Annotated in this window: 23 protein-coding genes; 18 read left to right on the top strand and 5 right to left on the bottom strand. The window is 32.4% G+C overall.

The window, feature by feature from the left end:
- Nucleotides 1-29: 29 nt before the first annotated feature.
- Both COI44_RS16140 and COI44_RS16135 read left to right on the top strand, forming a co-directional pair.
- The gene (locus COI44_RS16140; RefSeq protein ID WP_098428840.1) at nucleotides 30-1922 is read left to right on the top strand and encodes an LTA synthase family protein; all 1893 of its coding nucleotides are present in this window, start codon (nucleotides 30-32) and stop codon (nucleotides 1920-1922) included.
- A 336-nt stretch (nucleotides 1923-2258) separates the two neighbouring features.
- Entirely contained in the window at nucleotides 2259-3194 is a 936-nt protein-coding gene (locus tag COI44_RS16135; RefSeq protein ID WP_179887147.1) for a M14 family metallopeptidase, read from the top strand.
- A gap of 84 nt (nucleotides 3195-3278) precedes the next feature.
- Here the strand turns inward: COI44_RS16135 and COI44_RS16130 are convergent, their stop codons facing one another.
- Nucleotides 3279-3455, bottom strand: a complete 177-nt coding sequence (locus tag COI44_RS16130) for a DUF2759 domain-containing protein (RefSeq protein WP_098428838.1) — start codon at nucleotides 3453-3455, stop codon at nucleotides 3279-3281.
- Nucleotides 3456-3611: 156 nt separating this feature from the next.
- Here COI44_RS16130 and COI44_RS16125 point away from each other — a divergent pair, with 156 nt between their 5' ends.
- Both COI44_RS16125 and COI44_RS16120 read left to right on the top strand, forming a co-directional pair.
- A complete protein-coding gene (locus COI44_RS16125) occupies nucleotides 3612-4238 on the top strand; it encodes an MBL fold metallo-hydrolase (protein WP_056475045.1) in 627 nt (208 codons plus the stop codon).
- 12 nt (nucleotides 4239-4250) lie between these two features.
- The gene (locus COI44_RS16120) at nucleotides 4251-5381 is read left to right on the top strand and encodes an SAM-dependent methyltransferase (RefSeq protein WP_179887145.1); all 1131 of its coding nucleotides are present in this window, start codon (nucleotides 4251-4253) and stop codon (nucleotides 5379-5381) included.
- Between the two features lie 29 nt (nucleotides 5382-5410).
- Here COI44_RS16120 and COI44_RS16115 read toward each other — a convergent pair whose 3' ends face one another.
- Entirely contained in the window at nucleotides 5411-5653 is a 243-nt protein-coding gene (locus tag COI44_RS16115) for a DUF2626 domain-containing protein (protein WP_056475051.1), read from the bottom strand.
- A gap of 348 nt (nucleotides 5654-6001) precedes the next feature.
- Here COI44_RS16115 and comGA point away from each other — a divergent pair, with 348 nt between their 5' ends.
- Genes comGA through COI44_RS16070 form a run of 9 tightly spaced genes read left to right on the top strand, consistent with a single transcriptional unit; the run spans nucleotide 6002 to nucleotide 10720 of the window.
- Entirely contained in the window at nucleotides 6002-7063 is a 1062-nt protein-coding gene (gene comGA / locus COI44_RS16110; RefSeq protein WP_098428836.1) for a competence type IV pilus ATPase ComGA, read from the top strand.
- Nucleotides 7056-8099, top strand: a complete 1044-nt coding sequence (comGB, locus tag COI44_RS16105) for a competence type IV pilus assembly protein ComGB (RefSeq protein ID WP_098428835.1) — start codon at nucleotides 7056-7058, stop codon at nucleotides 8097-8099. Before comGA ends, comGB begins: the two co-directional genes overlap by 8 nt.
- A gap of 11 nt (nucleotides 8100-8110) precedes the next feature.
- Nucleotides 8111-8407, top strand: a complete 297-nt coding sequence (gene comGC / locus COI44_RS16100; protein ID WP_098233287.1) for a competence type IV pilus major pilin ComGC — start codon at nucleotides 8111-8113, stop codon at nucleotides 8405-8407.
- Nucleotides 8373-8846 (top strand): competence type IV pilus minor pilin ComGD, encoded by a 474-nt coding sequence (gene comGD / locus COI44_RS16095; protein ID WP_098428834.1) that lies wholly within the window; start codon nucleotides 8373-8375, stop codon nucleotides 8844-8846. Before comGC ends, comGD begins: the two co-directional genes overlap by 35 nt.
- Nucleotides 8833-9162 (top strand): type II secretion system protein, encoded by a 330-nt coding sequence (locus COI44_RS16090; RefSeq protein WP_098428833.1) that lies wholly within the window; start codon nucleotides 8833-8835, stop codon nucleotides 9160-9162. The genes comGD and COI44_RS16090 overlap by 14 nt, the downstream gene beginning before the upstream one ends.
- Nucleotides 9143-9577: a competence type IV pilus minor pilin ComGF gene (gene comGF, locus COI44_RS16085; protein WP_098428832.1), complete on the top strand. Its 435-nt coding sequence runs from the start codon at nucleotides 9143-9145 to the stop codon at nucleotides 9575-9577. Before COI44_RS16090 ends, comGF begins: the two co-directional genes overlap by 20 nt.
- Complete coding sequence (locus tag COI44_RS16080; protein WP_098428831.1) at nucleotides 9546-9950, top strand: hypothetical protein; 405 nt, start codon at nucleotides 9546-9548, stop codon at nucleotides 9948-9950. Before comGF ends, COI44_RS16080 begins: the two co-directional genes overlap by 32 nt.
- 13 nt (nucleotides 9951-9963) lie before the next feature.
- Entirely contained in the window at nucleotides 9964-10488 is a 525-nt protein-coding gene (locus COI44_RS16075; protein WP_098428830.1) for a shikimate kinase, read from the top strand.
- Nucleotides 10489-10510: 22 nt separating this feature from the next.
- Nucleotides 10511-10720, top strand: coding sequence for a YqzE family protein (locus COI44_RS16070; protein WP_098428829.1), 210 nt, complete (start codon nucleotides 10511-10513; stop codon nucleotides 10718-10720).
- Between the two features lie 119 nt (nucleotides 10721-10839).
- Here the strand turns inward: COI44_RS16070 and COI44_RS16065 are convergent, their stop codons facing one another.
- Entirely contained in the window at nucleotides 10840-11646 is an 807-nt protein-coding gene (locus tag COI44_RS16065) for a YqhG family protein (RefSeq protein ID WP_098428828.1), read from the bottom strand.
- Nucleotides 11633-13318 carry a DEAD/DEAH box helicase gene (locus COI44_RS16060; protein ID WP_098428827.1) on the bottom strand — a complete coding sequence of 562 codons (1686 nt, stop codon included), beginning with the start codon at nucleotides 13316-13318 and terminating at the stop codon, nucleotides 11633-11635. The genes COI44_RS16065 and COI44_RS16060 overlap by 14 nt, the downstream gene beginning before the upstream one ends.
- A gap of 357 nt (nucleotides 13319-13675) precedes the next feature.
- On the opposite strand from COI44_RS16060, the gene gcvT reads away from it, so the two are divergent.
- From gcvT to COI44_RS16035, 4 genes are all read left to right on the top strand, one after another.
- Complete coding sequence (gene gcvT, locus COI44_RS16055; RefSeq protein ID WP_098428826.1) at nucleotides 13676-14779, top strand: glycine cleavage system aminomethyltransferase GcvT; 1104 nt, start codon at nucleotides 13676-13678, stop codon at nucleotides 14777-14779.
- Between the two features lie 26 nt (nucleotides 14780-14805).
- Nucleotides 14806-16191, top strand: coding sequence for an aminomethyl-transferring glycine dehydrogenase subunit GcvPA (gene gcvPA, locus COI44_RS16050; protein WP_286133982.1), 1386 nt, complete (start codon nucleotides 14806-14808; stop codon nucleotides 16189-16191).
- Nucleotides 16163-17620: an aminomethyl-transferring glycine dehydrogenase subunit GcvPB gene (gcvPB, locus tag COI44_RS16045; RefSeq protein WP_098428825.1), complete on the top strand. Its 1458-nt coding sequence runs from the start codon at nucleotides 16163-16165 to the stop codon at nucleotides 17618-17620. The genes gcvPA and gcvPB overlap by 29 nt, the downstream gene beginning before the upstream one ends.
- A gap of 592 nt (nucleotides 17621-18212) precedes the next feature.
- Nucleotides 18213-18938: a group II intron maturase-specific domain-containing protein gene (locus COI44_RS16035; protein WP_098428824.1), complete on the top strand. Its 726-nt coding sequence runs from the start codon at nucleotides 18213-18215 to the stop codon at nucleotides 18936-18938.
- A gap of 144 nt (nucleotides 18939-19082) precedes the next feature.
- On the opposite strand, the gene COI44_RS16030 is transcribed toward COI44_RS16035, so the two are convergent.
- On the bottom strand, nucleotides 19083-20639 hold the full coding sequence (locus COI44_RS16030; protein WP_098428911.1) for a bifunctional metallophosphatase/5'-nucleotidase: 1557 nt from the start codon (nucleotides 20637-20639) through the stop codon (nucleotides 19083-19085).
- Between the two features lie 645 nt (nucleotides 20640-21284).
- Between COI44_RS16030 and COI44_RS16025 the strand changes: the two genes are divergently transcribed.
- Entirely contained in the window at nucleotides 21285-22646 is a 1362-nt protein-coding gene (locus COI44_RS16025) for an aspartate kinase (RefSeq protein WP_098428823.1), read from the top strand.
- Nucleotides 22647-22650 lie beyond the last annotated feature (4 nt).

Genomic DNA, 22650 nt, shown 5'->3' with positions numbered 1-22650 from the left:
AATAGTCTAAACAAGAGGAGGAACAGAATATGTGGAAAAAGTTTATTAAAAACTTTGGATTCCCGTTACTTGCTGTATTCCTTTTATGGATTAAAGCAACTATTCTAAGCCAATTTTATTTTGATTTAGAAATTGAAAATTCAATGCAAGAATTTATTTTGATAATTGCTCCTATATCTTCATTATTAATATTTATAGGTATAGCTCTTTTTGCAAAAGGACCAAAACGAAATCGAGCAGTTATTTGGATTACTATAATCATGTCCTTTATTTTAGTAGCCGATACGGCTTATTATTCATTCTTTGACGATTTCGTAACGATTCCAGTGTTATTTATGACTCGAAACTTTGGGGATTTAGGTTCAAGTGTTAAAGCAATGATCAGCTATAAAACAATCTTAGCTTTTTCTGATATTTTTATCTTAATTGCTGTTAATTATTTCTGGGGTAAAAAATTCTTTACTACTGGTAACATTAAAGGGAAAGCTAGAACAGCTTATTACTTAGCAGCGGTTGCTATTTTCTTAGTTAACCTTGGATTAGCAGAAACTGAACGTCCACAATTATTAACACGTTCATTTGATAGAGAATACATTGTTAAATTCTTAGGATTATACAATTATCATTTATATGATATGGTTATTCAATCAAAAACATCTGCTCAAAAAGCGATGGCTGATGATAGTGAATTAGCAGGAATCGAAAACTTTATTCGTGCTAACGATACAGGTGTGAATGCACAATTACATGGTAAATATAAAGGTAAAAACGTAGTAGTAGTTTCATTAGAATCATTACAAAATTTCGTAATTGGACGAAAAATTAATGGACAAGAAATTACGCCTTTCTTAAATAAATTTACGAAAGAAAGTTATTATTTTGATAATTTTTACCACCAAACAGGACAAGGTAAAACATCTGATGCTGAATTCTTAATTGATAATAGTTTATTCCCGTTAGATCGTGGTGCTGTTTACTTTACAAACAGTGGTAATACGTTTACTGCTACACCAGCAATTCTTAAACAGGATCAAAATTATTACACTTCAGTAATGCATTCAAATAATAAATCTTTCTGGAACCGAGATATGATGTATCCAAGTCTAGGTTACGATCGTTATTATAATGAAGTTGACTTTAAAGTATCTGCAGCTACTTCAATTGGCTGGGGACTAAAAGATAAATATTTCGTTGAACAAGCAGTAGACAAAATGGTAGCAGAGCCTAAACCGTTCTATAACCGTATGATTACACTAACTAACCATTATCCATTCGAATTAAACGATGAGGATTTAATGATTCCACGTTTAAAAACTGGAGACCAAACTGTTGATAATTATGTAACAACAGTACGTTATTTAGATGAATCACTTAAACATTTCATTGAAGAAATGAAAGCAAAAGGTTTATATAATAATACAATCATTGTTATGTATGGTGACCACTATGGTATTTCTGAAAACCATAATCGTGCAATGAGTGAAGTATTAGGACAAGACATTACACCTGCAGAACATGTTAAATTACAAAAAGTACCTTTCTTTATCCACTTACCTGGACAAACTAAGGGTGAAACAATTCATAAAGTTGCAGGTCAAATTGATGTTAAACCTACAATTTTAAACTTATTAGGTGAAGATCCAAATAAAACATCTATCAACTTTGGTAATGATATTTTCTCTCCAAAACACAAAAACTTTGTAGTTTTCCGTGATGGAACAATTGTTACAGATAAATATATTTACACTGGCGAGAAGATGTATGATCCAAATACTGGTGAAGAATTAAAAGGACAAAAACCACCTAAAGAAGACTTAGCAAAAGCAAATAAATCACTTGAGTATTCAAACTCAATTATTTATAAAGATTTACTTCGTTTCTATGAAGTTAAATATAAAAAAGCTGATACGAAGTTTGAATAAACAAAAAAGCACTCCCTTCATGGGAGTGCTTTTCTCATGTTACAAAAAAAAGTAATTTGTTATTAAAAAAAGTAACATCATGTTAATTTCCACTACAGGATGCTTGCCTTTAAGTGTATTGAGAATTGGAGCTACCTTGTGATATTCGTCCTGCAAATCTTTTAACCCCATTTCTCAGCCATTCTGCTAATCATAGAAAAGTCCAGAACTCACGAAGCTTTAATAATTTAATATGACTATGTTAAAACGCTAAATAAAGCACTTCCTAAACGAAAGTGCTTTTCTTTATTTTAATTACATACAATTAACTAGAATATAACTGATGAGGTGAAAATTTTGTATAAAAACAATTGGCCTTTATCCTTTCATCCAAGAAGATATGATTTTAATGAACTTTCAAAAGATATTAGTTTATTAGTACAAGAATTTCCTTTTCTTCGTTTAAATACGATTGGTCACAGTGTTTTATATCAGCCTATATATGAGATTCAAATTGGAAATGGACATAGAAAAGTACATTGGAATGGTTCGTTTCATGCAAATGAATGGATTACAACTTGTGTAATCATGAAAATGCTTTTTTGGATCTGTAACACTTTAAAAACTGAAGAGTTGCCATTTCATAAAGAATTGGTAGCTTTATTTAATGAGAATACTTTGTCGATTGTCCCTATGGTGAATCCGGATGGGGTAAATTTAGTTATAAATGGAGCTGTTGAACAAAGTGATTATATGGAATTTGTTCATAAAATTAACGAAGGAAATGATGGTTTTACTGGATGGAAAGCAAATATAAGAGGTGTTGATTTAAACAATCAATTTCCTGCACATTGGGAGTTTGAAAAAGAAAGAAAGAAACAAAAAACATTCTCTCCTAGAGACTACCCAGGAGATGCTCCTTTAACTGAACCAGAAACAATCGCTATGAGTAATTTAGCAATTGAAAGAAAGTTTGATCTTATTTTGGCTTTGCATACCCAGGGGAAAGAATTTTATTGGGGTTATGACAATCTTGAACCGCCTATCTCAGAAGTCTATGCTAATTATTTTTCTATTGTGAGTCCGTATAAAGCAGTAAAAACAATTGATAGCCATGCTGGTTATAAGGATTGGTATATACAAGATTTTCGGAAACCAGGATTTACACTTGAATTAGGTAAAGGAATAAACCCATTGCCACTTTCTATGTTTGAATCGATTTTTTCCGAGACATTTCCAATTCTGTTAGCGTCATTATTTAATTTAGAAAATATCCAATCATCTCTTAAATAAAAAAGCTGACANNTGTCAGCTTTTTTATTTAAGTAACATGTTTTCTATATATAGAAAATAGTCCGTTACATAAAGAAATAAATATTATAAGTGCGCTGGTGGATAACCGTTATGTAAAATTGTCATAATGGCAAACCAACCAAATAAAACTAATGTAGCGCCAGACCAAAAAACGGCTAAAAAGTTCTTCTTCTTTAATGATCCTAATAAAGCAGGAACACTTAGAATAGCTACTAGTATAAAAATAATAACTGTACCCATTGTAAACCCCCTATAAATTTCGTCAAGCAACCCCTGTTTGCTATCACATCATTATTATTGTAAAACTTTTGCGAACAATTGTCTATTTGAAATTAAGTGCTAAAACAAAATTATGATATAGTATTATATAGATTAAAAAGAAAGCAGGGTATGAATATGAATGTTTTACAATTACCATTAGGTCCATTACAAACTAATTGTTATATCTTAAGTAATGATATGAATGAAGCAGTTATTTTTGATCCAGGCGAAGAAGCACATGTAATCTTTAATGTTATTGAAGAAAATAAATTAAAGCCATTAGCAATCCTTCTAACTCACGCCCATTTTGATCATATTGGGGCTGTTGATGATGTGCGTGATGAATATAATATACCCGTTTATATTCATAAATATGAAGCAGATTGGCTAACAGATGGACAAAAAAATGGTTCTGAATTATTTATGAGAAATCAGTCAATATTTGCAAGGGAAGCAGATCACTTGATTGAAAAAGAAGGTAAAATGGAAATTGGTCGTTTCTTATTTTCAATTTTCGAAACTCCAGGCCATTCACCAGGAAGTGTTTCATTTTATTGTAAAGAAATAAAGACAGTATTTTCTGGCGATGCATTATTTGAAGGAAGCATTGGACGAACTGATTTACCTGGTGGGGATCACGACCAGTTGATTAGAAGTATAAAAGGTAAACTTCTTTCTTTACCTGATGATGTCGTTGTATGTAGTGGTCATGGAGAAACTACAACGATTGGTGATGAGAAAAGACATAATCCATTTTTGTAATAAGGTAATATGATGAAAAACATAATTATTAATGCGATAAATAACAGCAAAAAAGGTTTTATTACATACGAACAATTTATTTCGTTAGTGCTTTATGAATATGAAAATGGTTATTATCAAATGGCAAATGAAAAAATTGGACGGAAAGGTGATTTCTATACTACAAGCTCAGTAGGTACAGTATATGGAGAAGTAATTGCAGCTACATTTTGTCGGTTTGTTAAGAATAACCTAATCGAACCTTTTTTTGTTGAAGTTGGTGGTGGAAATGGCAGATTCGCATCATCCTTTCTTTCGTACTGTGAAAAAAAAGAGCCTGAAATTTACTATAATTTAACTTATTATATTATTGATGCAAGCCAATATCATGGTAAATTACAAAAAGAATTATTGGCGAACCATTTGAATTGTAAATACTTCTCAAATATATTAGAAATCGAGCAAATCAATAGTGGAATGGTATTTTCAAATGAATTGTTTGATGCTTTGCCTGTTCGAGTAGTTGAATTTAATCAAAACGAATGGCATGAGGTAGTAATTGTAATTGATGGACAAAATAATCTGAAAGAAAATCTCATTAAAATACAAGATAGTGAAATCAGTGATTTTCTAAGTAGATACAATTTTGTTGGAAAAAATGGGCAAAGAGTTGAAATTCCTGTTGGTATGGAAAAAGTATATGACCTTTTACAATCGAAAATTAGTAAAGGAATCATTTTAACTGTTGATTATGGTTTTACGAGGGAAGAATGGGATGCACCTCATCGAATTAAGGGAAGTTTGCGCGGTTATTACAAGCATGAAATGAAATCAAATATACTAGAGCATTTAGGGCATATGGACATTACAACTCATATTCATTGGGATGAATTAAAAAAGTTCGGATTACAGAATCATATCGAAAATCTATACTTTTCTAACCAAAGAGATGCAATATTAGATTTTGGTATTTTAAATTGGCTTATTCCGCATGCTCAGTCAAATCCATTTTCAAGCGAATATAAACAAAATAGGGCTGTACAATCTTTAATTATGCCTGGGGGAATAAGCGATTCCTTCCAATGGCTATTACAAACAAAAGGTATGTCAACAAACGATCTTACTAAGTTGATTGAATTGATTTCATTAAATGAATACAAATAAAAAAACCAGTCATATGACTGGTTTTTCTATTACTCACTAAAGCCTGGTACTAATAAGAAAGTACTATAATATGTAAATCCAATAAAGAACACAGTTAAGTATGCGCCAAAGATATAGATGTACATACGCTCAGAAAGCTTTAGATAGCCTAATACTACGAAAAATGCTGTTTGACATGCGAAAATAAGTGCAGCTGCTGACATATGTCCAACAAAGAACATTACCGTAAATATAGCTGTCCAGAATCCTAGAACGCGGAACATTCGATCCATCCTAAATCCCCCCATTAAAAATTTCTACCCATTCATTATTATAAAATAAGAAAGTTACAATTGTAAACAATGTATTAATACAATTCTAAATTGATTCTAGAGATAATGAAATTAACATATCTGATATTATTTTTCTTATTTAATGATTTTCTATACATTGATTTGAAAACATACTTTTTGTTTTATGATATATATTTGATTTTCTTGTACGTTATTTAGGTAAATTAACTTTAGTTTATAGATAAATGTTAGCTAAATTTAAATTTTTCGTCTAGTTTCATAATTATCATGATTTGATAGCTGAGGAAAACAAAAATATAATTGCTCATATAGAAAGGGGGAGTAAAAATGGTATCAGTAGAAAAAATGGTCGAAGAACTTCTAAAAAAAGCTTGCCATTTTGGAGCATCGGATATTCATTTATTACCAAAAAAGGATGATGTACAAATTTTTTTTCGTGTTGATGGTGAGTTGAAACTGATTCAACGAATAAATAAAGAGAAGTCTAAGAGGATTATCATGCATTTGAAGTTCTTAGGAAGTATGGATATAGGTGAAATTAGACGACCACAGACTGGAATTTTAGTTGTTAACATTAATGAAATTTTATTATCACTTCGCTTGGCTACTTTACCAACGATTATTGATGAATCTATGGTTATTCGTATTCATCCTCAACAAAAAATCGCTCCAATAGAAAGTCTTTCCTTATTCCCATCTACTACTCGTAAGCTTTTGTCTTTATTACATCATTCTCATGGGCTAATGATGTTTACAGGACCAACAGGCTGCGGGAAAACGACAACGCTGTATTCCTTATTACAGTCAGCAAAAAAAGACATAGCAAGAAATATTATCACTTTAGAGGATCCGATTGAAAGGAAATCTGACGAATATTTTCAAGTCCAAGTTAATGAAAAAGCAGGTTTAACATATGCAACTGGATTAAAAGCTATTCTTCGGTCTGATCCAGATATAGTTATGGTAGGAGAGATTAGGGATGAAGAGACTGCGAAAATTGCCGTTCGGGCAGCATTGACCGGTCATTTAGTATTAACGACAATTCATTCAAATAATACAAAAGGTGCATTATATCGAATGTTAGAGCTTGGAATTCCAAAGGAGGAATTATTTCAGGCAATTGTTGCGATTGTTTCTCAAAGATTAGTTCCAGTAAAATGCCGTTTTTGTGAAGGGGATTGTGAACCAAACTGTTTTGTAAATCGAAATCACAGAAGATTAGGGGTTTATGAATTGCTTTATGGTAATGCTCTAAATTCGGTTATTAATGAATTTAGAGGGATACAAGAAGATGTTCAATTTCCTACTTTAAATAATCAACTCATTAAAGGTTATGCATTAGGTTTTATTGATAACAAACATTTGGACAGAAGTATAATCTATGGGTAAATTTTTTAATAAAGTAAAATTAACTTATATTGAACAGGCTAATCTATTAAAAATATTAGGAGAACTTTTACAAAAAGGTTATCCTCTAATTCAAGCAATTGAATTCTTAACGATTCAATTCCCAGATGACCTAAAAGAATTGATTTATAAAGCAAAAATAGCTTTGGTGGAAGGAGGATCATTCATCGATTTTGCTAAAATGCTTGGTCTTCATCAAGATGTACTCGTTTACTTGTATTATGCAGAAAAGCATGGTGATTTGTCCTTAGCGCTAGGGGAAGGCAGTTATATGCTTACAAAAAAGATTCAACACAGAGCTTACATAAGAAAAGTCATGGGGTATCCTATTTTTTTAATCACAATATTATTGTTAATTTTGTTTTTGTTTAGAAATATAATCATTCCTCAATATGAAATGCTATTTTCAACATTCCATTCTAATCAGAACTCTTTTATTTTCATCTATCTTCAAGTTATAAAAAGATTACCTTCCATTATGTTTTCTTCTCTTTTCCTAATTGGATTGACAGCCTATGGATACTTATTGGCAATTAATAAATTAAATTCAATCGAGCGAATGGATAAATTAATTCAAATCCCGTTAGTAAGGAAGTATTTAATTACAATGAATACTTATGAATTTTCAATGCAGTTAAGTATATTATTACATGCTGGTTTTCCCATAGTAGATGCACTAAAAACAATGCAGAATAATGATAGTAGGACATTTATAAAAGAAAAAGCAGTAGTTTTCTACAATCAAATATTAAACGGAATTTCTATGCAGGAAGCATTTAAAAATGAACGTGCATTCCATAGAGATATTATATTTGTGATTGAACATGGCATGAACAATAGTACTCTTAGTAAAGAACTTGCTGACTATGCTGATTATTTAAAGGAGAGTATTGAAGCTTACTTTCACAAATCGATAAGGATCATTCAGCCGATTATTTTAATCCTAATCTCATCAAGTATTCTATCACTGTATATAGCCATCTTGTTTCCTATGTTTCAATTGATGAACAATATCTAGGGGGAGTTAGTTTGAATGAAAAAGGATTTACTTTAATTGAAATGTTAATTGTTTTATTTATCATTTCACTTCTTTTATTGCTTGTGATACCAAATTTAGGAAAACAGCAACAGTCGATTCAAACGAAAGGATGTTCTGCACTTCAAAAAATGGTTCAGTCAAGTGTTGAATCATATCGATTAGAAAATGAACAATTACCTGAGAGTTTATCAGTCTTAAAAGAACAGGGCTATATAACATCATATAAATGCAATAATAAAGTTGAATTATCGTATGACAAAGCAACTGGATCTGTATCAATACCTTAAAAAAAGGTTGGATAATTCGTTTGGTTTTACATTTGTTGAGATGTTATTAGTCCTTTCAATTATGATATTGTTATTGGGTTTACCGATTAATCAAGTTAGGAAGATAGAAGACGAACAAAAGTTAACATTATTTATTCAAATGCTTCAAAATGATATTTTTCTTGCACAAAGGAACGCAATAATAAAACAAATTCCTACTAGGATCATCTTTTATCAAAATAAATATGAAATGGAAGATAATTTACTAAATACCCCTGTAGTCATTCGAAATTTCGACAAATCAATTAGTATAACTAACCTTACTTTAAAACCTCCGTTAAGATTTAACTCCGATGGTAATATCTCAAGCTCTGGAACGATTTCAATTAAATATAAAAAAGCAGAATATATAGTTACTTTTTATTTAGGAAGTGGTCGATTTAAATATGATCGGAAATGAAAAAGGATTTACATTTATCGAGGCAGTTATATCTTTAAACTTACTAATTATTTTTTGTATTATGATTGTTCCTTCAATGTCATTATTTTTACAAAAAAAAGATAAGATAACGATTAGCAATATGGCAGATGACTTATTAACAGATATGGTTCATCTTTATTTTATTAACAGAGAAGATTTTAAAGTGGGTTTCTATACAAAGAATGGCAGAGAGTTTTTAGTAAAAATAAACTCTAGAAATAATTTTAATTCGATTTGTGTTACTTGGACTGATCGAAAAAAGGAAAGTGAAATTTGTGAAGAAATTGCAGAATGAAAAAGGCTTTACTTTACTAGAAACACTTTTTTCACTTGTTTTATTTTTAATGATTATTTCTATATCAACTTCAAGTATAAAAAGCTTTGTTAAACGAAATTACAGTTATGAATCCGTAAATAGGTTAGAATTTGATAATTTTATAAAAGAAGTTCAAAAAGAGGCAAACAAAAGTATAAGTTTTACAGTTCATTCCGACCTTCTTCTCTTTGAAGAGTTTAATCAAGTTACGATTAGTTATCGAAAATATGCAACAATAATTCGACGTCAAAGGCTTGGATTAGGACATGAAATTGTACTTCAGAATATAAGGGATATAAAGTTTGAACAAATAAGCGAAAGGCAAATCCTAGTAAAAGTAATCGATTTAAATGGTGGAATATATGAAAAAACTATTCGGATGTTTATCAATTAAATTTAAAATACTTGGTGAAAATGGAGTGTATTTACCTTACACGATCTTTATGATAAATATTTTACTAATTTTTTTTCTAATACAAATAGATATTTTTCATTCGTTCAATACCTTTTATTCTTATGCGATAAATCAAAACAAACTAGACCGCGTGCATTCACAAGCAATTTACGATTTAAAGCATGGTAATTTACCACTTCAAGGAAATACAGTAAAGTATTATAATAATACAAAAATTATATTGAATACTTTTTTAGTTGCAAATGATGAATATCATGTAACTTTAACTTGTAGTAATTCAAAAATAAAAAAATATGTAGTTCAATTTAAATATAAAAAAAGTACAAATCAAGTATCGGATTGGATCGATTAAGTTGGAGGATGAAATGGAATCAATTTATTTAGTAGGATTTATGGGGTGTGGTAAAACGACAGTTGGAAAGGAATTAGCTAAAAGAGTAAACAAAAAGTTTATTGATTTAGACGAGGAAATTGTTTCTCAAACAGGCAAAAGCATACCAGAATTGTTTAATGAGTTTGGTGAAAGCGGTTTTCGCGATCTAGAAACCCAAGTATTAAAAAATTTACCATCAAAAAAAATGATTACTTCAACTGGTGGTGGAATCATTCTTCGTGATGAAAACATTGGATATATGAAAGAAACTGGCAAAATAATTTATCTTGAAACTCCAATTGAAATAATATACGAAAGAATCCATTTGGATTCTAACCGACCAAATGCTGTAAATCGAACGATTGAAGAACTAACGGAACTGTTTCAAAAGCGAGAATCACAATATAAAAAAGCGGATTATGAAATTTCAACGAATAATTTAACACCAATTGAAATTGCGTTGGAAATCATTGACTGTTTAAATTATGCAAAAGGAGGAGATAGTAGAAATAAGTGACAAGAAAGTAAGGTGATTTCTATTGAAAACAAATGATTATGTAAAATATATGACAGAACAATTTATTAATTATATCGATCAACCAAAAGAGAAACGTGATTCAATAAAACAAGAAAAAGAAGAGTTGAAGGCTCCATTTTCTACTAACATGTTTGGAATGTTACCATTAAGTCTAGCTTTATTTATGAAAAAAATTCAAAATCGTAAAGACAAAGAAAAGAAAAGTATTTAGTTAATAAGACTGATTTCAAAAAAAGAAGTCAGTCTTTATTTTTTTGTGATAGGAAGAAAAGGGAAGAGGAACAATCTTATTTAGATTTCCCTCTATACCTAATCTCCACTTAAAACCCTTTAACTTAATTTATTCATTGTGTTTGGTGATAGATAAAAAAGTCCACCATTAATTGCATCAACATGAATAATTGGTTCGTAAAGTTCTTTAAGTGCATTGAATTCTACATGATAATTTTCAGGTTTTTCTTCATCAGCTTCATAAAATTGATTTAATAAATCTAAATCATGTTGCCATCTATTCCTTGCTTCTTCAGCCCATACCGTATCTTCTTTTTCAATTTTGTTTCGAAGTAATTGTTCCATTCGATTTAAACCACTTATTGGTTTAATCAAAGGTGACATGGAATAGCAAAAATCAGGTATTTTAGAGTTGAATTGGATTTTTTCAAGTTTTATATGAAAATCTTCAATAATCCTTCCGGAAATTAAATGGATTCCAAAAGAATATAAATAATCTTTTTTATGATCACAAGTAAATGAAACCTGATAATTAACAGCTAACCAAGGGTGTAATGCAATTTGTTGGCCGGTTGGTGCTTTTGTATCTTCATAAAGTCTAATTGATTGTCCTAGTTCATTAACGATTGAGAAAATTTGGTGAAGGCGGGGAGACCCAAAATGAATTTGTTCACCTTTAAGATCTTCAGGTGCATTATCACTATCTGTAATCAGTGTTAACTTCATTGGATTTGGGATACCGCCTGTTTTTTCTAAATAATGCCAATAGAAAGGACGATTCATTAATTTTTTATCCATCTCAATTGTTAATTGTATTTCTAAATATGTTGGTGTTTTCTGTAGAATTTTACAATCATTATGTCTAAAAAAGTATTCGATATAATCATGAATTTCATGTTGCTGCATAACTATCACCTGCTTGTTTATGTTGCTGTAATTGAATGATGGACGTTAAATTTTCCATTTTAATTTTCATTTCGCCTTCAGTTTTAGAGTGAATAAATATTTCATTCATATGAGCTTCAAAATCTTTATAAGGAATTCTAGTTAGAATATCATCCAGTTCACCAATCACACGCTCGAATAAATTGATTTTTTCATAAAGTAGTCTTAGTATGTGTTCTTCAATTGAGCCAACAGTCGCAAAGTTATAGATACTTACATCCTCTGTTTGTCCAAGTCGATGTATACGTCCTATTCTTTGTTCTAGCCTCATTGGATTCCATGGAAGGTCATAATTAATCATATTTGAACAAAATTGTAAGTTAATACCTTCACCACCAGCTTCGGTTGCTATTAGCACCTGTACACGATTTTTAAATAATTCTTTCATCCAATCTTTCTTACCACGTTTAAAGCCACCACGAAATGGTACTGATGTAATACCGTTTTGCTTTAATAACCATTGCAAATACAACTGTGTTGCGCGATATTCAGTAAAAATTATTACTTTATCATTTATTTTTTTAATTAGTTCAACTACTTTATTTGCTTTTGAATTAGACGTAATTTGATTAATTTGATGAAAAATTTTCTCGATATAAGGATCGTTAATATCAATATTTTCTTTTTCAAATCTTTGAAGCATTTTTTTCATTGATACATAAACTGCTTCACGACTACTACAGGCTTCACGCTTAAATGTTAAAAAGGAGAATGCTGAGGTTACCCCAGTATATTGTGATTTCTGCCATTCATCGATTAAATCATAAAGTTTTTGTTCTTCCTCATTAAAATTAATTAACACTGTTTCTACCTTTCGCTTTGTCCATTCGATGCCTGTATCTTGTCTACGATTTCGAACCATTACTTTTCCAATGAGTTCTCGTAATAAGTCTTCATGCTCTAATGAGCGGTTCTTAGCAGAAAAATATTCTTCAAAACTAGATTTATTACCTAAATGGCCAGGTTTTAATAAAGAAACTAAATGGAAAATTTCTTCTATGTTATTTTGAACTGGTGTAGCAGTAAGCAGTAAACAATATTTCTTTTTAAGATGTTGTACAAACTCATAGTTTTTTGTTTTATTATTTTTAAGTTTATGAGCTTCATCGATAATGACGAGATCATAATTGATACTTAATATTTTTTCTCGATGAGGATCTCTTTTTGCAGTATCAATCGATGATACAACTACATCACAGCTATCCCAAACATAATTCTTTTTTTGTTGTGCGATTGCTGGAATATGGAATTTTGTATTTAATTCAAAGGTCCACTGAGATACAAGTGATGCTGGAACTAGTATAAGCACCTTATTAACTAAACCACGAATCATGTATTCTTTTAAAATTAAACCAGCCTCAACGGTTTTACCTAATCCTACTTCGTCAGCTAAAATTGCTTTTCCATTCATTTTTTCAATTACAGTCGTAGCTACATCTAATTGATGAGGCAGTGGAGTTAAATTAGGTAAATGTGTAGGAGCAATCATACCTGTAAAAGATGGAACTGCTAATCTGGTAGAAGTATGATAGGCAAGCTTATAATTCTCCCAATTTGACCATGGTCCATCATTTTCAAGCTTCTCTAAGAACTCTTCCTGCCACTCTGTATGGAATTTAATCTCAATTGACATGTAATCCTCACCTATTTCATTTTTATATTGGATAATCATGAACGATATAGTGGAATAACAGCTATAATGTTCGTTGTTTTATTTTTAAAAAAATTCACTTTGATATTGCTGAAACTTGTCGTTTAATGTTAGGATAATAGTGTAGAAAAAAGTAAAAATTTATTATTCTTTTATTAAACAAAAAACTCTTATTGTTAAGAAAAAACAGTTAACTAATATAGATTGATATTATTTTCTTGTTTTCTACTAGTTTTTCCGAAAATATACAAAATATGTAAATTATTTAATGGTTAGCTGGACGAACTATTAATTTAGTTTTCCATCATGCTAGCATGTAGATAAGGGGGAAATGGCTACATGACGACTTTATTACGCACACCATTGTTTGAAGATTACAAAGTATTAGGTGGTAAAACAATTGATTTTGGTGGCTGGGAGCTACCTGTGCAATTTTCGAGCATTAAAGAAGAACACGAAGCTGTTCGTACAGCAGCTGGTTTATTTGATGTTTCTCACATGGGAGAAATTGAAGTAACTGGTAAAGATAGTCTTAAATATTTACAAAAAATGATGACAAATGATATTTCTAAATTAAATGAAGAAGGCGCATTATATACAGCAATGTGCTATGAAAATGCTGGAACTGTAGACGACTTATTAGTTTATAAGTATAACGATGAACACTATTTATTAGTTGTAAATGCGTCTAATATTGAAAAAGATTTTGAATGGTTACTTTCACATGTTGAAGGTGATGTAAAAGTAGTTAATAAAAGTAATGAAGTTGCACAATTAGCTCTTCAAGGGCCAAAATCTGTTGCAATTTTACAACGTTTAACGAATGAGAACGTTACTGATATTAAGTATTTTACTTTCAAAGATAATGTATTAATTGGTGATCTAAATGTTTTAGTTTCACGTACAGGTTACACTGGTGAAGATGGATACGAGCTGTACTTAGCTGCTGAAGATGCGTCTAAGCTTTGGACTTTACTTTTAGAAGCAGGTAAGGAAGACGGTTTAAAACCATGTGGATTAGGTGCTCGTGATACACTTCGTTTCGAAGCTGCTCTAGCATTATATGGTCAAGAACTAACAAAAGATATTACTCCATTAGAAGCTGGTATCGGCTTTGCTGTGAAATTAAATAAAGAAGAAGATTTCTTCGGTAAAGAAGTTCTGAAAAATCAAAAAGAGCAAGGTGTACCTCGTAAACTTGTTGGAATTGAAATGATTGACAAAGGTATTCCAAGAACTCACTATCCTGTATATGTAAACGGGGAAGTAATTGGTGAAGTAACAAGTGGTACACAATCTCCAACATTAAAGAAAAATATTGGACTTGCATTAATCAAATCTGAATTTTCTGCTTTAGGTACTGAACTTGAAGTTGAAATTCGAAATAAAAAATTAAAAGCAGTTGTAGTTTCAAAACCATTTTACAAAAGAGAGAAGAAGTAACTAGGGGGAGAAAGGGGATTACCTTAATGCATCGTTATTTACCAATGACAGAGCAAGATCGTCAAGAGATGTTAAAAGTAGTAGGTGTTTCATCAGTTGATGAATTATTTAGTGATATTCCTGAAAAAGTTCGTTTTAATGGCCTATTAAACATTAAAAAAGCAAAATCTGAATCTGATTTAATTCAGGAGTTAAGCGAATTAGCGAAAAAAAATGCTAACTTAAGGGAGTATGTGTCTTTCTTAGGTGCTGGTGTTTATGATCATTACTTACCAACAGTTGTAGATCATGTTATATCTCGTTCAGAGTTTTATACTGCTTATACGCCATATCAACCTGAGATTTCACAAGGTGAACTTCAAGCAATTTTTGAATTCCAAACGATGATTTGTGAATTAACAGGAATGGATGTAGCAAACTCTTCAATGTATGACGGAGGTACTTCTCTTGCTGAAGCAACTACTTTAGCAGCTGGTCATACTGGTAAAAAGCGCATTTTAGTTTCAAAAGCTGTTCACCCACAATCACGTGAAGTTATTTTATCTTATGCTAAAGGTCAACACTTAGAGGTTGTTGAAATTGGACTTAAAGATGGAAAAACTGATCTAGAAGAGCTTAAAAATGAAATGAACGATAATGTTGCTTGTGTTGTTGTTCAATACCCTAACTTCTATGGACAAATTGAAGAATTAGATCAAATCGAGCCAATTGCTCATACAGGAAAAAGCTTATTCGTAGTTTCAAGTAATCCATTAGCATTAGCGGCTTTAACTCCTCCTGGAGAATTCGGAGCTGATATCGTTGCTGGTGATGCACAAACTTTTGGTATTCCTACTCAGTTTGGTGGACCTCACTGCGGTTACTTTACAACTACAACTAAATTAATGCGAAAAATGCCAGGTCGCTTAGTTGGTCAAACTGTTGATGGCGAAGGTCGTCGTGGTTTCGTATTAACATTACAGGCGCGTGAGCAACATATTCGTCGTGACAAAGCGACTTCAAATATTTGTTCAAACCAAGCATTAAATGCTTTAGCAGCTTCTGTTGCGATGACAGCTCTTGGAAAAAATGGTGCAGTTGAAATGGCAACTCAAAATATTCAACGTACACAATATATGAAAAAGAAATTAACTGAAAACGGTATCTCAGTAGTATTCGGTGGCGCAGCATTTAATGAACTAGTAATTGATGTAAAACAAAATGTTACTGAGATTAATAAACATTTATTTACAAAGAAAATTATCGGTGGTTATGACTTAGCAAAAGTTGAACCTGCTATGGAAAATCATATGTTAATCGCAGTAACAGAATTACGTTCTAAACAACATATTGATACATTTGTAGAAGAGCTAGCTTTATTAGTAGACGGAAAGGGGATGCAACATGCTGAAGGATCAACCGTTAGTTTTTGAGATGAGTAAAGAAGGTCGTATCGCATATAGTCTTCCAACGATGGACGTTGAGGATTTCGATATCGAGGAAGTAATTCCGGCGGCTTATGTACGTAAAGAAAAAGCGAATTTACCAGAAGTATCTGAATTAGATTTAATGCGTCATTATACAGCGCTATCAAAAAGAAATCATGGTTTAGACTCTGGTTTCTATCCACTTGGATCTTGTACAATGAAATACAATCCAAAAATTAATGAAGCTGTAGCTCGTATAGCAGGTTTTGCACACGTTCATCCACTACAAGATGAGTATTCTGTCCAAGGCGCTTTAGAATTAATGCATGAGCTTCAACAAGAATTAAAAGAAATTACTGGTATGGATGAAGTAACTTTACAACCAGCTGCAGGTGCACATGGTGAGTGGACTGGATTAATGATTATCCGTGCTTATCACGAAAGCCGCGGTGACTTCAACCGTACTAAAGTAATCGTACCTGACTCTGCTCACGGTACAAACCCAGCATCAGCAACTGTTGCAGGTTTCGAAACAATCACTGTTAAATCAAATGAAAAAGGTTTAGTTGACTTAGATGATTTACGTCGTGTAGTTGATGAAAACGTTGCAGCATTAATGCTTACGAATCCAAATACATTAGGTCTATTTGAAGAAGATATTTATGAAATTTCTGAGATCATCCATGCTGCAGGCGGAAAAGTTTATTATGATGGAGCTAACTTAAATGCTGTATTAAGTAAAGCACGCCCTGGAGATATGGGATTTGATGTAGTACATTTAAATCTTCACAAAACATTCACTGGTCCACACGGTGGCGGTGGCCCTGGTTCAGGTCCTGTAGGGGTTAAAGCAGATTTAATTCCATACTTACCAGCACCAATCGTTGAAAAAGTTGGAGAAGAATATGTTTTAAATTTCGATCGTCCAGAGTCAATCGGTCGTGTAAAACCTTTCTTTGGAAACTTTGGAATCAATGTTCGTGCATATACTTACATTCGTTCAATGGGTCCAGAAGGTTTAAAACAAGTAACAGAAGATGCAGTTTTAAATGCTAACTATATGATGCGTCGTTTAGAACCACATTTTGACCTACCATTCGATCGTCATTGTAAGCATGAGTTCGTATTAAGTGGAAAACGTCAAAAGAAATTAGGTGTTCGTACATTAGATATCGCTAAACGCCTATTAGACTTTGGTTACCACCCACCAACAATTTACTTCCCATTAAACGTGGAAGAATGTATTATGATTGAACCAACTGAAACTGAATCAAAAGAAACATTAGATTCATTTATCGATACAATGATTACAATTGCTAAAGAAGCTGAAGAAAATCCAGAAATCGTACAAGAGGCTCCACATACAACTGTTGTAAGTCGTCTTGACGAAACTTTAGCAGCACGTAAACCAGTATTACGTTATATTAAAGCATAAATCAAAAAGTTCCCTTATCCAAGGGAACTTTTTTTATGGGTGTGCCCATCATGTGCATAATCTATAGGGTGCAAGTCCCGAACCGCGAAGGCAGTAGTAGTGGTTAGCTTAAGACAAGGGTGTCCGTGGTGACGCGGAATCTGAAGGAAGTCGGCGGCAAATTTCCGGCCTAAGGAACACGAACTTCATATAAGGCTAGGTAACATTGGATGAGTTTGCCCAACAAAACGAAGTCCTTACTGCCAAAGATGGTACAGAGTAAATGAAGTAGGTACATGGAAAGAAAGAGTATGCACTTACCTGGGGAGGTCTGACAGAGATGCTTCACACATGGAGTAACTTATCTAGTGATAGATAACTGAACTGTCAGAAGTCAGCAGACGTCATAGTACTTGATGGTTCGAAACATTAAGGAAGGGCTGAACAAATTAAGAAGAACTGATACTAATAGAATACATTCTATGAAGAAGCAGATAACCTTAAGTAAGGCTTACTCAAAGGAGGAAATGGTGAATACATGGGGGACTTTGAGAAGGTGGAGTAGAATGTTACGCAAATAGACCATCATGTTCACGTAGAAAGGAAATATCAAATGTTAATGGAAAGGATACTAACACGGGAAAATCTTCTGAACGCTCTAAAAAGAGTGGAACGAAACGGGGGCAGTCACGGTGTAGACAACATGACGACCAAAGACCTGCGTTCGTACATTGTCGTGCACTGGGATGAATTAAAGAAGTCACTCTCAAATGGAACCTACAAACCTCAACCTGTCCGTCGCGTCGAAATTCCGAAACCGAACGGAGGAAAAAGGCTACTAGGCATTCCAACCGTGTTAGACCGATTCATTCAACAAGCAATTACCCAAGTATTAACACCAATTTATGAACCAAGTTTTTCGGAACATAGTTATGGATTCCGTCCAAAAAGAAGAGGACATGACGCAGTAAGAGAAGCGAAAGGCTACATAAAAGAAGGATATAGATGGGTAGTTGATATCGACCTAGAAAAGTTAGGTTGGTGTGGATATTATGCGTTAGCAGATACTGCAAGTCATTTTAAAGACTTTGACAAATGGTTAAGAAGAAGACTCAGGATGTGTCTGTGGAAACAATGGAAAACACCTAAAACAAGAATAAGAAAACTGACTGGATTAGGTGTGAACTTCCATAAAGCATACGAATGGGGAAACAGTAGAAAAGGCTTTTGGCGAATCGCCAAAAGCCCAATCCTTCATAGAACACTTGGGAATGCATTTTGGCAAAACCAAGGTCTTAAAAGTCTATATCAAAGATATGAAATTTTACGTCAGACTTGATTTGAACCGCCGTATACGGAACCGTATGTACGGTGGTGTGAGAGGTCGGGAGTTAGTCACTCCCTCCTACTCGATTCGTATTTCTCCAAAGGTATTATAGAATCTTATCAAAATGAAACTCGTGTTTTTGGACCTTCTTAAAATCTATTTAATCCGATTAATCCTACCATCAAATGTCTGGACAAATGGTTGCTTTTGTTCCTTCATATATTCTTCAAATGCATCAAAATCTGTTAGACCTTCCACTTTATTTTTTCCTGTTAGTAATACCGAGAAATTGTCACCGCCATTTGCAAGATAGCTATTTGTAGTGACAGTATAACTAGTTTGTGGATTAATTAGAGTACCATCTGTTTGCATGATATTAATCACTTTGTGCCCAGAACTTTTTGTACTATCCCAAGTGTATTTTAAACCTGATATTTGTAGCATTCGAACACTTCCATGTTCCTGCCATTGCTGATTGAGAAGTTTCCGGATTTGTTCACCAGATAATGTCATTTTAACGAGTTTCATTTTAAATGGTTGGATCGTGAACAATTCATCCAAAGTTACATCCCCTTTTGGAAGATCAGCACGTATTCCACTAAAGTTCATAAATGCGAAATCGGACTTCATTGCAATTCGTTGTGAATCTGCAATTATATTTCCTAAACTAGATTCTCCATTATGATTCTTCTTACTTAAGATATCGTTTGCAGCTTTTCCAACGACTTTATTTACGATAGGTTCAATTTTAGATTCATAATTTTGTATCATTTTCTTTATTTCAGGATCTGGTTTTATGCCATCTTGGTAGACCATCTTTATACTTGCCTTTTTGTCTACAATATCTTTCGTATTTGGATCAATTGTTAACTGAATGTCGGAGAAAGATGTTCCATAAGAGTAGGATTGAACAATCAGCTTTCCGTCTACTTCTTTGTTAAGATAAGTATGTGTATGTCCAGAAATTATTACGTCAACTTCATCATCCATTTTTTTGGCCATTCGAACGATTTCACCTGTAGCATTACCATTTGCTTTGGACTGATTTCCACCATTATGTGCCAACACCACGATTGTTTTTACACCTTGTTTTTTAAGCGTTTTAACTGAATTATTGATTGCTTTTACTTCATCAATAAACTTTACGCCATCTGTTCTATTTGGTGGTGCAATCTTTGGAGTATCTTTTATTACGACGCCGATAAATCCAATCGGTACGCCATTAATATTTTTTATACTGTATGGAGGTAGAATGGTCTTACCTGTTTGATCTTCGATTACGTTGGCGCATATATACGGGAAATTTGCCCCAGTAAAATAACCAGTTTTTTGATTGTTTCCTCCTCGGATCAACCTCAACATTTCATTCACACCACGATCGAATTCATGGTTTCCTAGAGTCCCATAGTCAAAGCCCATCTTGTTTAATACTTCAATTGTAGGTTCATCCTGAAGAAATGAAGAGATTGGAGGACTCCCACCAACCATGTCACCAGCATGAACTAAAATAGTATTTTTGTTTTCCTTTTCCTTTTGATTCAAATATGCGGAAAGATATTCTACTCCGCCAACATTCCTGCCGTTAAATTTTCGGGTCGTATCTAATTGTCCATGAAAATCATTAACGCCAAGTAATTGTACTTGAATGAAACGGTTCTTATCTTTCTTGGTGTTAATAGGAATGTTTCTAGCAGCTGGCTTACTAGAAGCCATAAATACTCCTGCAGATAATGTGGTCGTAAGAACAAAAGCAAGAACTGCTTTTTTCAATGCGTTCCAATTCAATATATTCTCCCTCCTAATTTGCTAGTAGGTTACTTCCTAAGCATAGGGAAGGATTGTTAAAGCTTCTTTACTATAGTGTGGATTTTCAGTTAAATTTGAAAGCAGATTATTAATACGTTCCTAAGAAAAATTACTAGTAATGAGCAGTGTATTAAAAGCAAGCTATAGACAATAGCTAGCAAAAAATAAAAGCAAATTTAAGAAATATAAAACCGTTAAAGGTCTGTCTACTACTATTTTTTGTTTGTTTTCTTAGGTTATTTATTAAATATTTTTAAAATTATTTTTAATTGCATTTTTATACAATACACAAAATGGACCAACAGTAATACAAGGCATATAAGAAGTACAGGGGGAGGAGGGACTAAAGAGTAATAGAGTCTTTAAAAACAATTTCTTATTGCCATTCTTTTCACTGGATTGAATAAATACCCACAATAACATCAAATTCTTTTTGTAACATACTAAAATTTCAAAAAAAACTTAATAAATGGTGTTGATTTTTTCTCACATAAGGAGGATAATTGTAACATTATTTTTAACTGAAAATTAACTAAATTAGGGGTAATAAAAATGAAAATCGTAAAATTTGGTGGGTCTTCATTAGCCACTTCGGAACAAATTGAAAAAGTATTTCAGATTGTTACATCAGATGTTGAACGTAAAATTATCGTTGTATCTGCACCAGGTAAGAGATTTCCAGATGATATCAAAGTTACCGATTTACTAATTAGTTGCGCACAAATTGCTCTACAGGGAAAGGATTATTCGAAAGAATTCAATCAAATTATTCAAAGGTATTCTGAAATTGCAAATGGATTAGGTTTATCTGAGGATATTATGAATGAAATTTCACTAGGTATCGAACTTTCTTTAAGTAGTAAAAAGGATCATCCTGCAAGATATATGGATGCTGTTATGGCATGTGGGGAAGATAATTGTGCTAGGTTAGTAGCGTCATATTTTCAGTTAAAAGAACTTGAGGCAAGTTATATTAATCCAAAAGAAGCAGGTTTATTTGTTACAAATGAACCAGGACATGCCCAAGTTTTAGCGAAAAGCTATGAGAACTTATTTGAATTGAGAAAAAAATCTGGAATTCTTATTTTCCCAGGATTTTTTGGATATTCAGAAGATGGACATATCGTTACATTTTCTCGCAGTGGTTCAGATATTACTGGTTCTGTTGTTGCCAACGGAGTAAAAGCTACTTTATATGAAAACTTTACTGATGTTGATGCAGTTTTTTCTGTAAATCCTGCGATTATTCATAATCCAAAGGAAATTAAAGAATTAACTTATCGAGAAATGAGGGAGTTATCTTATGCAGGCTTTAACGTATTTCATGACGAAGCATTGATACCTGCCTTTCAAGCTGGAATTCCAGTTAACATTAAAAATACGAATAATCCAACTGCTCCTGGTTCACGAATTGTTAAGGAACGTACGTTATCAAACGGTCCTTTAATTGGGATCGCGAGTGATAATGGATTTTGTAGTATTTATATAAGCAAGTATTTAATGAACAGAGAAATAGGATTTGGGCGTAAATTATTGCAAATACTTGAGGATTATCAGATTTCATATGAGCATCAGCCAAGTGGAATCGACGATATTTCAATTATTATTCGTCAAAATCAATTACCAGTTGAACTAGAATTTCAAATTATTAATCGAATCCAAGATGAATTAGATGCAGACCATGTGGTCGTTGAAAGAGACCTTGCCTTGATTATGTTAGTAGGTGAAGGGATGCGTCATAATGTTGGTACTACTGCAAGAGCGAGTAAGGCGTTAGCAAATGCGAGAATAAATATTGAAATGATAAACCAAGGTTCTTCAGAAGTAAGTATGATGTTTGGAGTAAAATCATGTGATGAGAAAAAAGCAGTACAAGTTATTTATGAAGAATTCTTCTCAAAAAGTGTCATCTAACTAA

Origin of the sequence: Bacillus sp. AFS088145 (assembly GCF_002564465.1) — a bacterium.
Taxonomy (GTDB): Bacteria; Bacillota; Bacilli; order Bacillales; family Bacillaceae_G; genus Gottfriedia.
This window is presented reverse-complemented; position numbering and strand designations above follow the sequence as displayed.

What these genes read in the sequence shown, in the direction of transcription:
- COI44_RS16140 (WP_098428840.1), top strand. Translation starts at nt 30, where the DNA reads ATGTGGAAAAAGTTTATTAAAAACTTTGGATTCCCGTTACTTGCTGTA.
- COI44_RS16130 (WP_098428838.1), bottom strand. Translation starts at nt 3,455, where the DNA reads ATGGGTACAGTTATTATTTTTATACTAGTAGCTATTCTAAGTGTTCCT.
- COI44_RS16125 (WP_056475045.1), top strand. Translation starts at nt 3,612, where the DNA reads ATGAATGTTTTACAATTACCATTAGGTCCATTACAAACTAATTGTTAT.
- COI44_RS16120 (WP_179887145.1), top strand. Translation starts at nt 4,251, where the DNA reads ATGAAAAACATAATTATTAATGCGATAAATAACAGCAAAAAAGGTTTT.
- COI44_RS16115 (WP_056475051.1), bottom strand. Translation starts at nt 5,653, where the DNA reads ATGGATCGAATGTTCCGCGTTCTAGGATTCTGGACAGCTATATTTACG.
- comGA (WP_098428836.1), top strand. Translation starts at nt 6,002, where the DNA reads ATGGTATCAGTAGAAAAAATGGTCGAAGAACTTCTAAAAAAAGCTTGC.
- comGB (WP_098428835.1), top strand. Translation starts at nt 7,056, where the DNA reads ATGGGTAAATTTTTTAATAAAGTAAAATTAACTTATATTGAACAGGCT.
- comGD (WP_098428834.1), top strand. Translation starts at nt 8,373, where the DNA reads ATGACAAAGCAACTGGATCTGTATCAATACCTTAAAAAAAGGTTGGAT.
- COI44_RS16090 (WP_098428833.1), top strand. Translation starts at nt 8,833, where the DNA reads ATGATCGGAAATGAAAAAGGATTTACATTTATCGAGGCAGTTATATCT.
- COI44_RS16080 (WP_098428831.1), top strand. Translation starts at nt 9,546, where the DNA reads ATGAAAAAACTATTCGGATGTTTATCAATTAAATTTAAAATACTTGGT.
- COI44_RS16075 (WP_098428830.1), top strand. Translation starts at nt 9,964, where the DNA reads ATGGAATCAATTTATTTAGTAGGATTTATGGGGTGTGGTAAAACGACA.
- COI44_RS16065 (WP_098428828.1), bottom strand. Translation starts at nt 11,646, where the DNA reads ATGCAGCAACATGAAATTCATGATTATATCGAATACTTTTTTAGACAT.
- COI44_RS16060 (WP_098428827.1), bottom strand. Translation starts at nt 13,318, where the DNA reads ATGTCAATTGAGATTAAATTCCATACAGAGTGGCAGGAAGAGTTCTTA.
- gcvT (WP_098428826.1), top strand. Translation starts at nt 13,676, where the DNA reads ATGACGACTTTATTACGCACACCATTGTTTGAAGATTACAAAGTATTA.
- gcvPA (WP_286133982.1), top strand. Translation starts at nt 14,806, where the DNA reads ATGCATCGTTATTTACCAATGACAGAGCAAGATCGTCAAGAGATGTTA.
- gcvPB (WP_098428825.1), top strand. Translation starts at nt 16,163, where the DNA reads ATGCTGAAGGATCAACCGTTAGTTTTTGAGATGAGTAAAGAAGGTCGT.
- COI44_RS16035 (WP_098428824.1), top strand. Translation starts at nt 18,213, where the DNA reads ATGTTAATGGAAAGGATACTAACACGGGAAAATCTTCTGAACGCTCTA.
- COI44_RS16030 (WP_098428911.1), bottom strand. Translation starts at nt 20,639, where the DNA reads ATGGCTTCTAGTAAGCCAGCTGCTAGAAACATTCCTATTAACACCAAG.
- COI44_RS16025 (WP_098428823.1), top strand. Translation starts at nt 21,285, where the DNA reads ATGAAAATCGTAAAATTTGGTGGGTCTTCATTAGCCACTTCGGAACAA.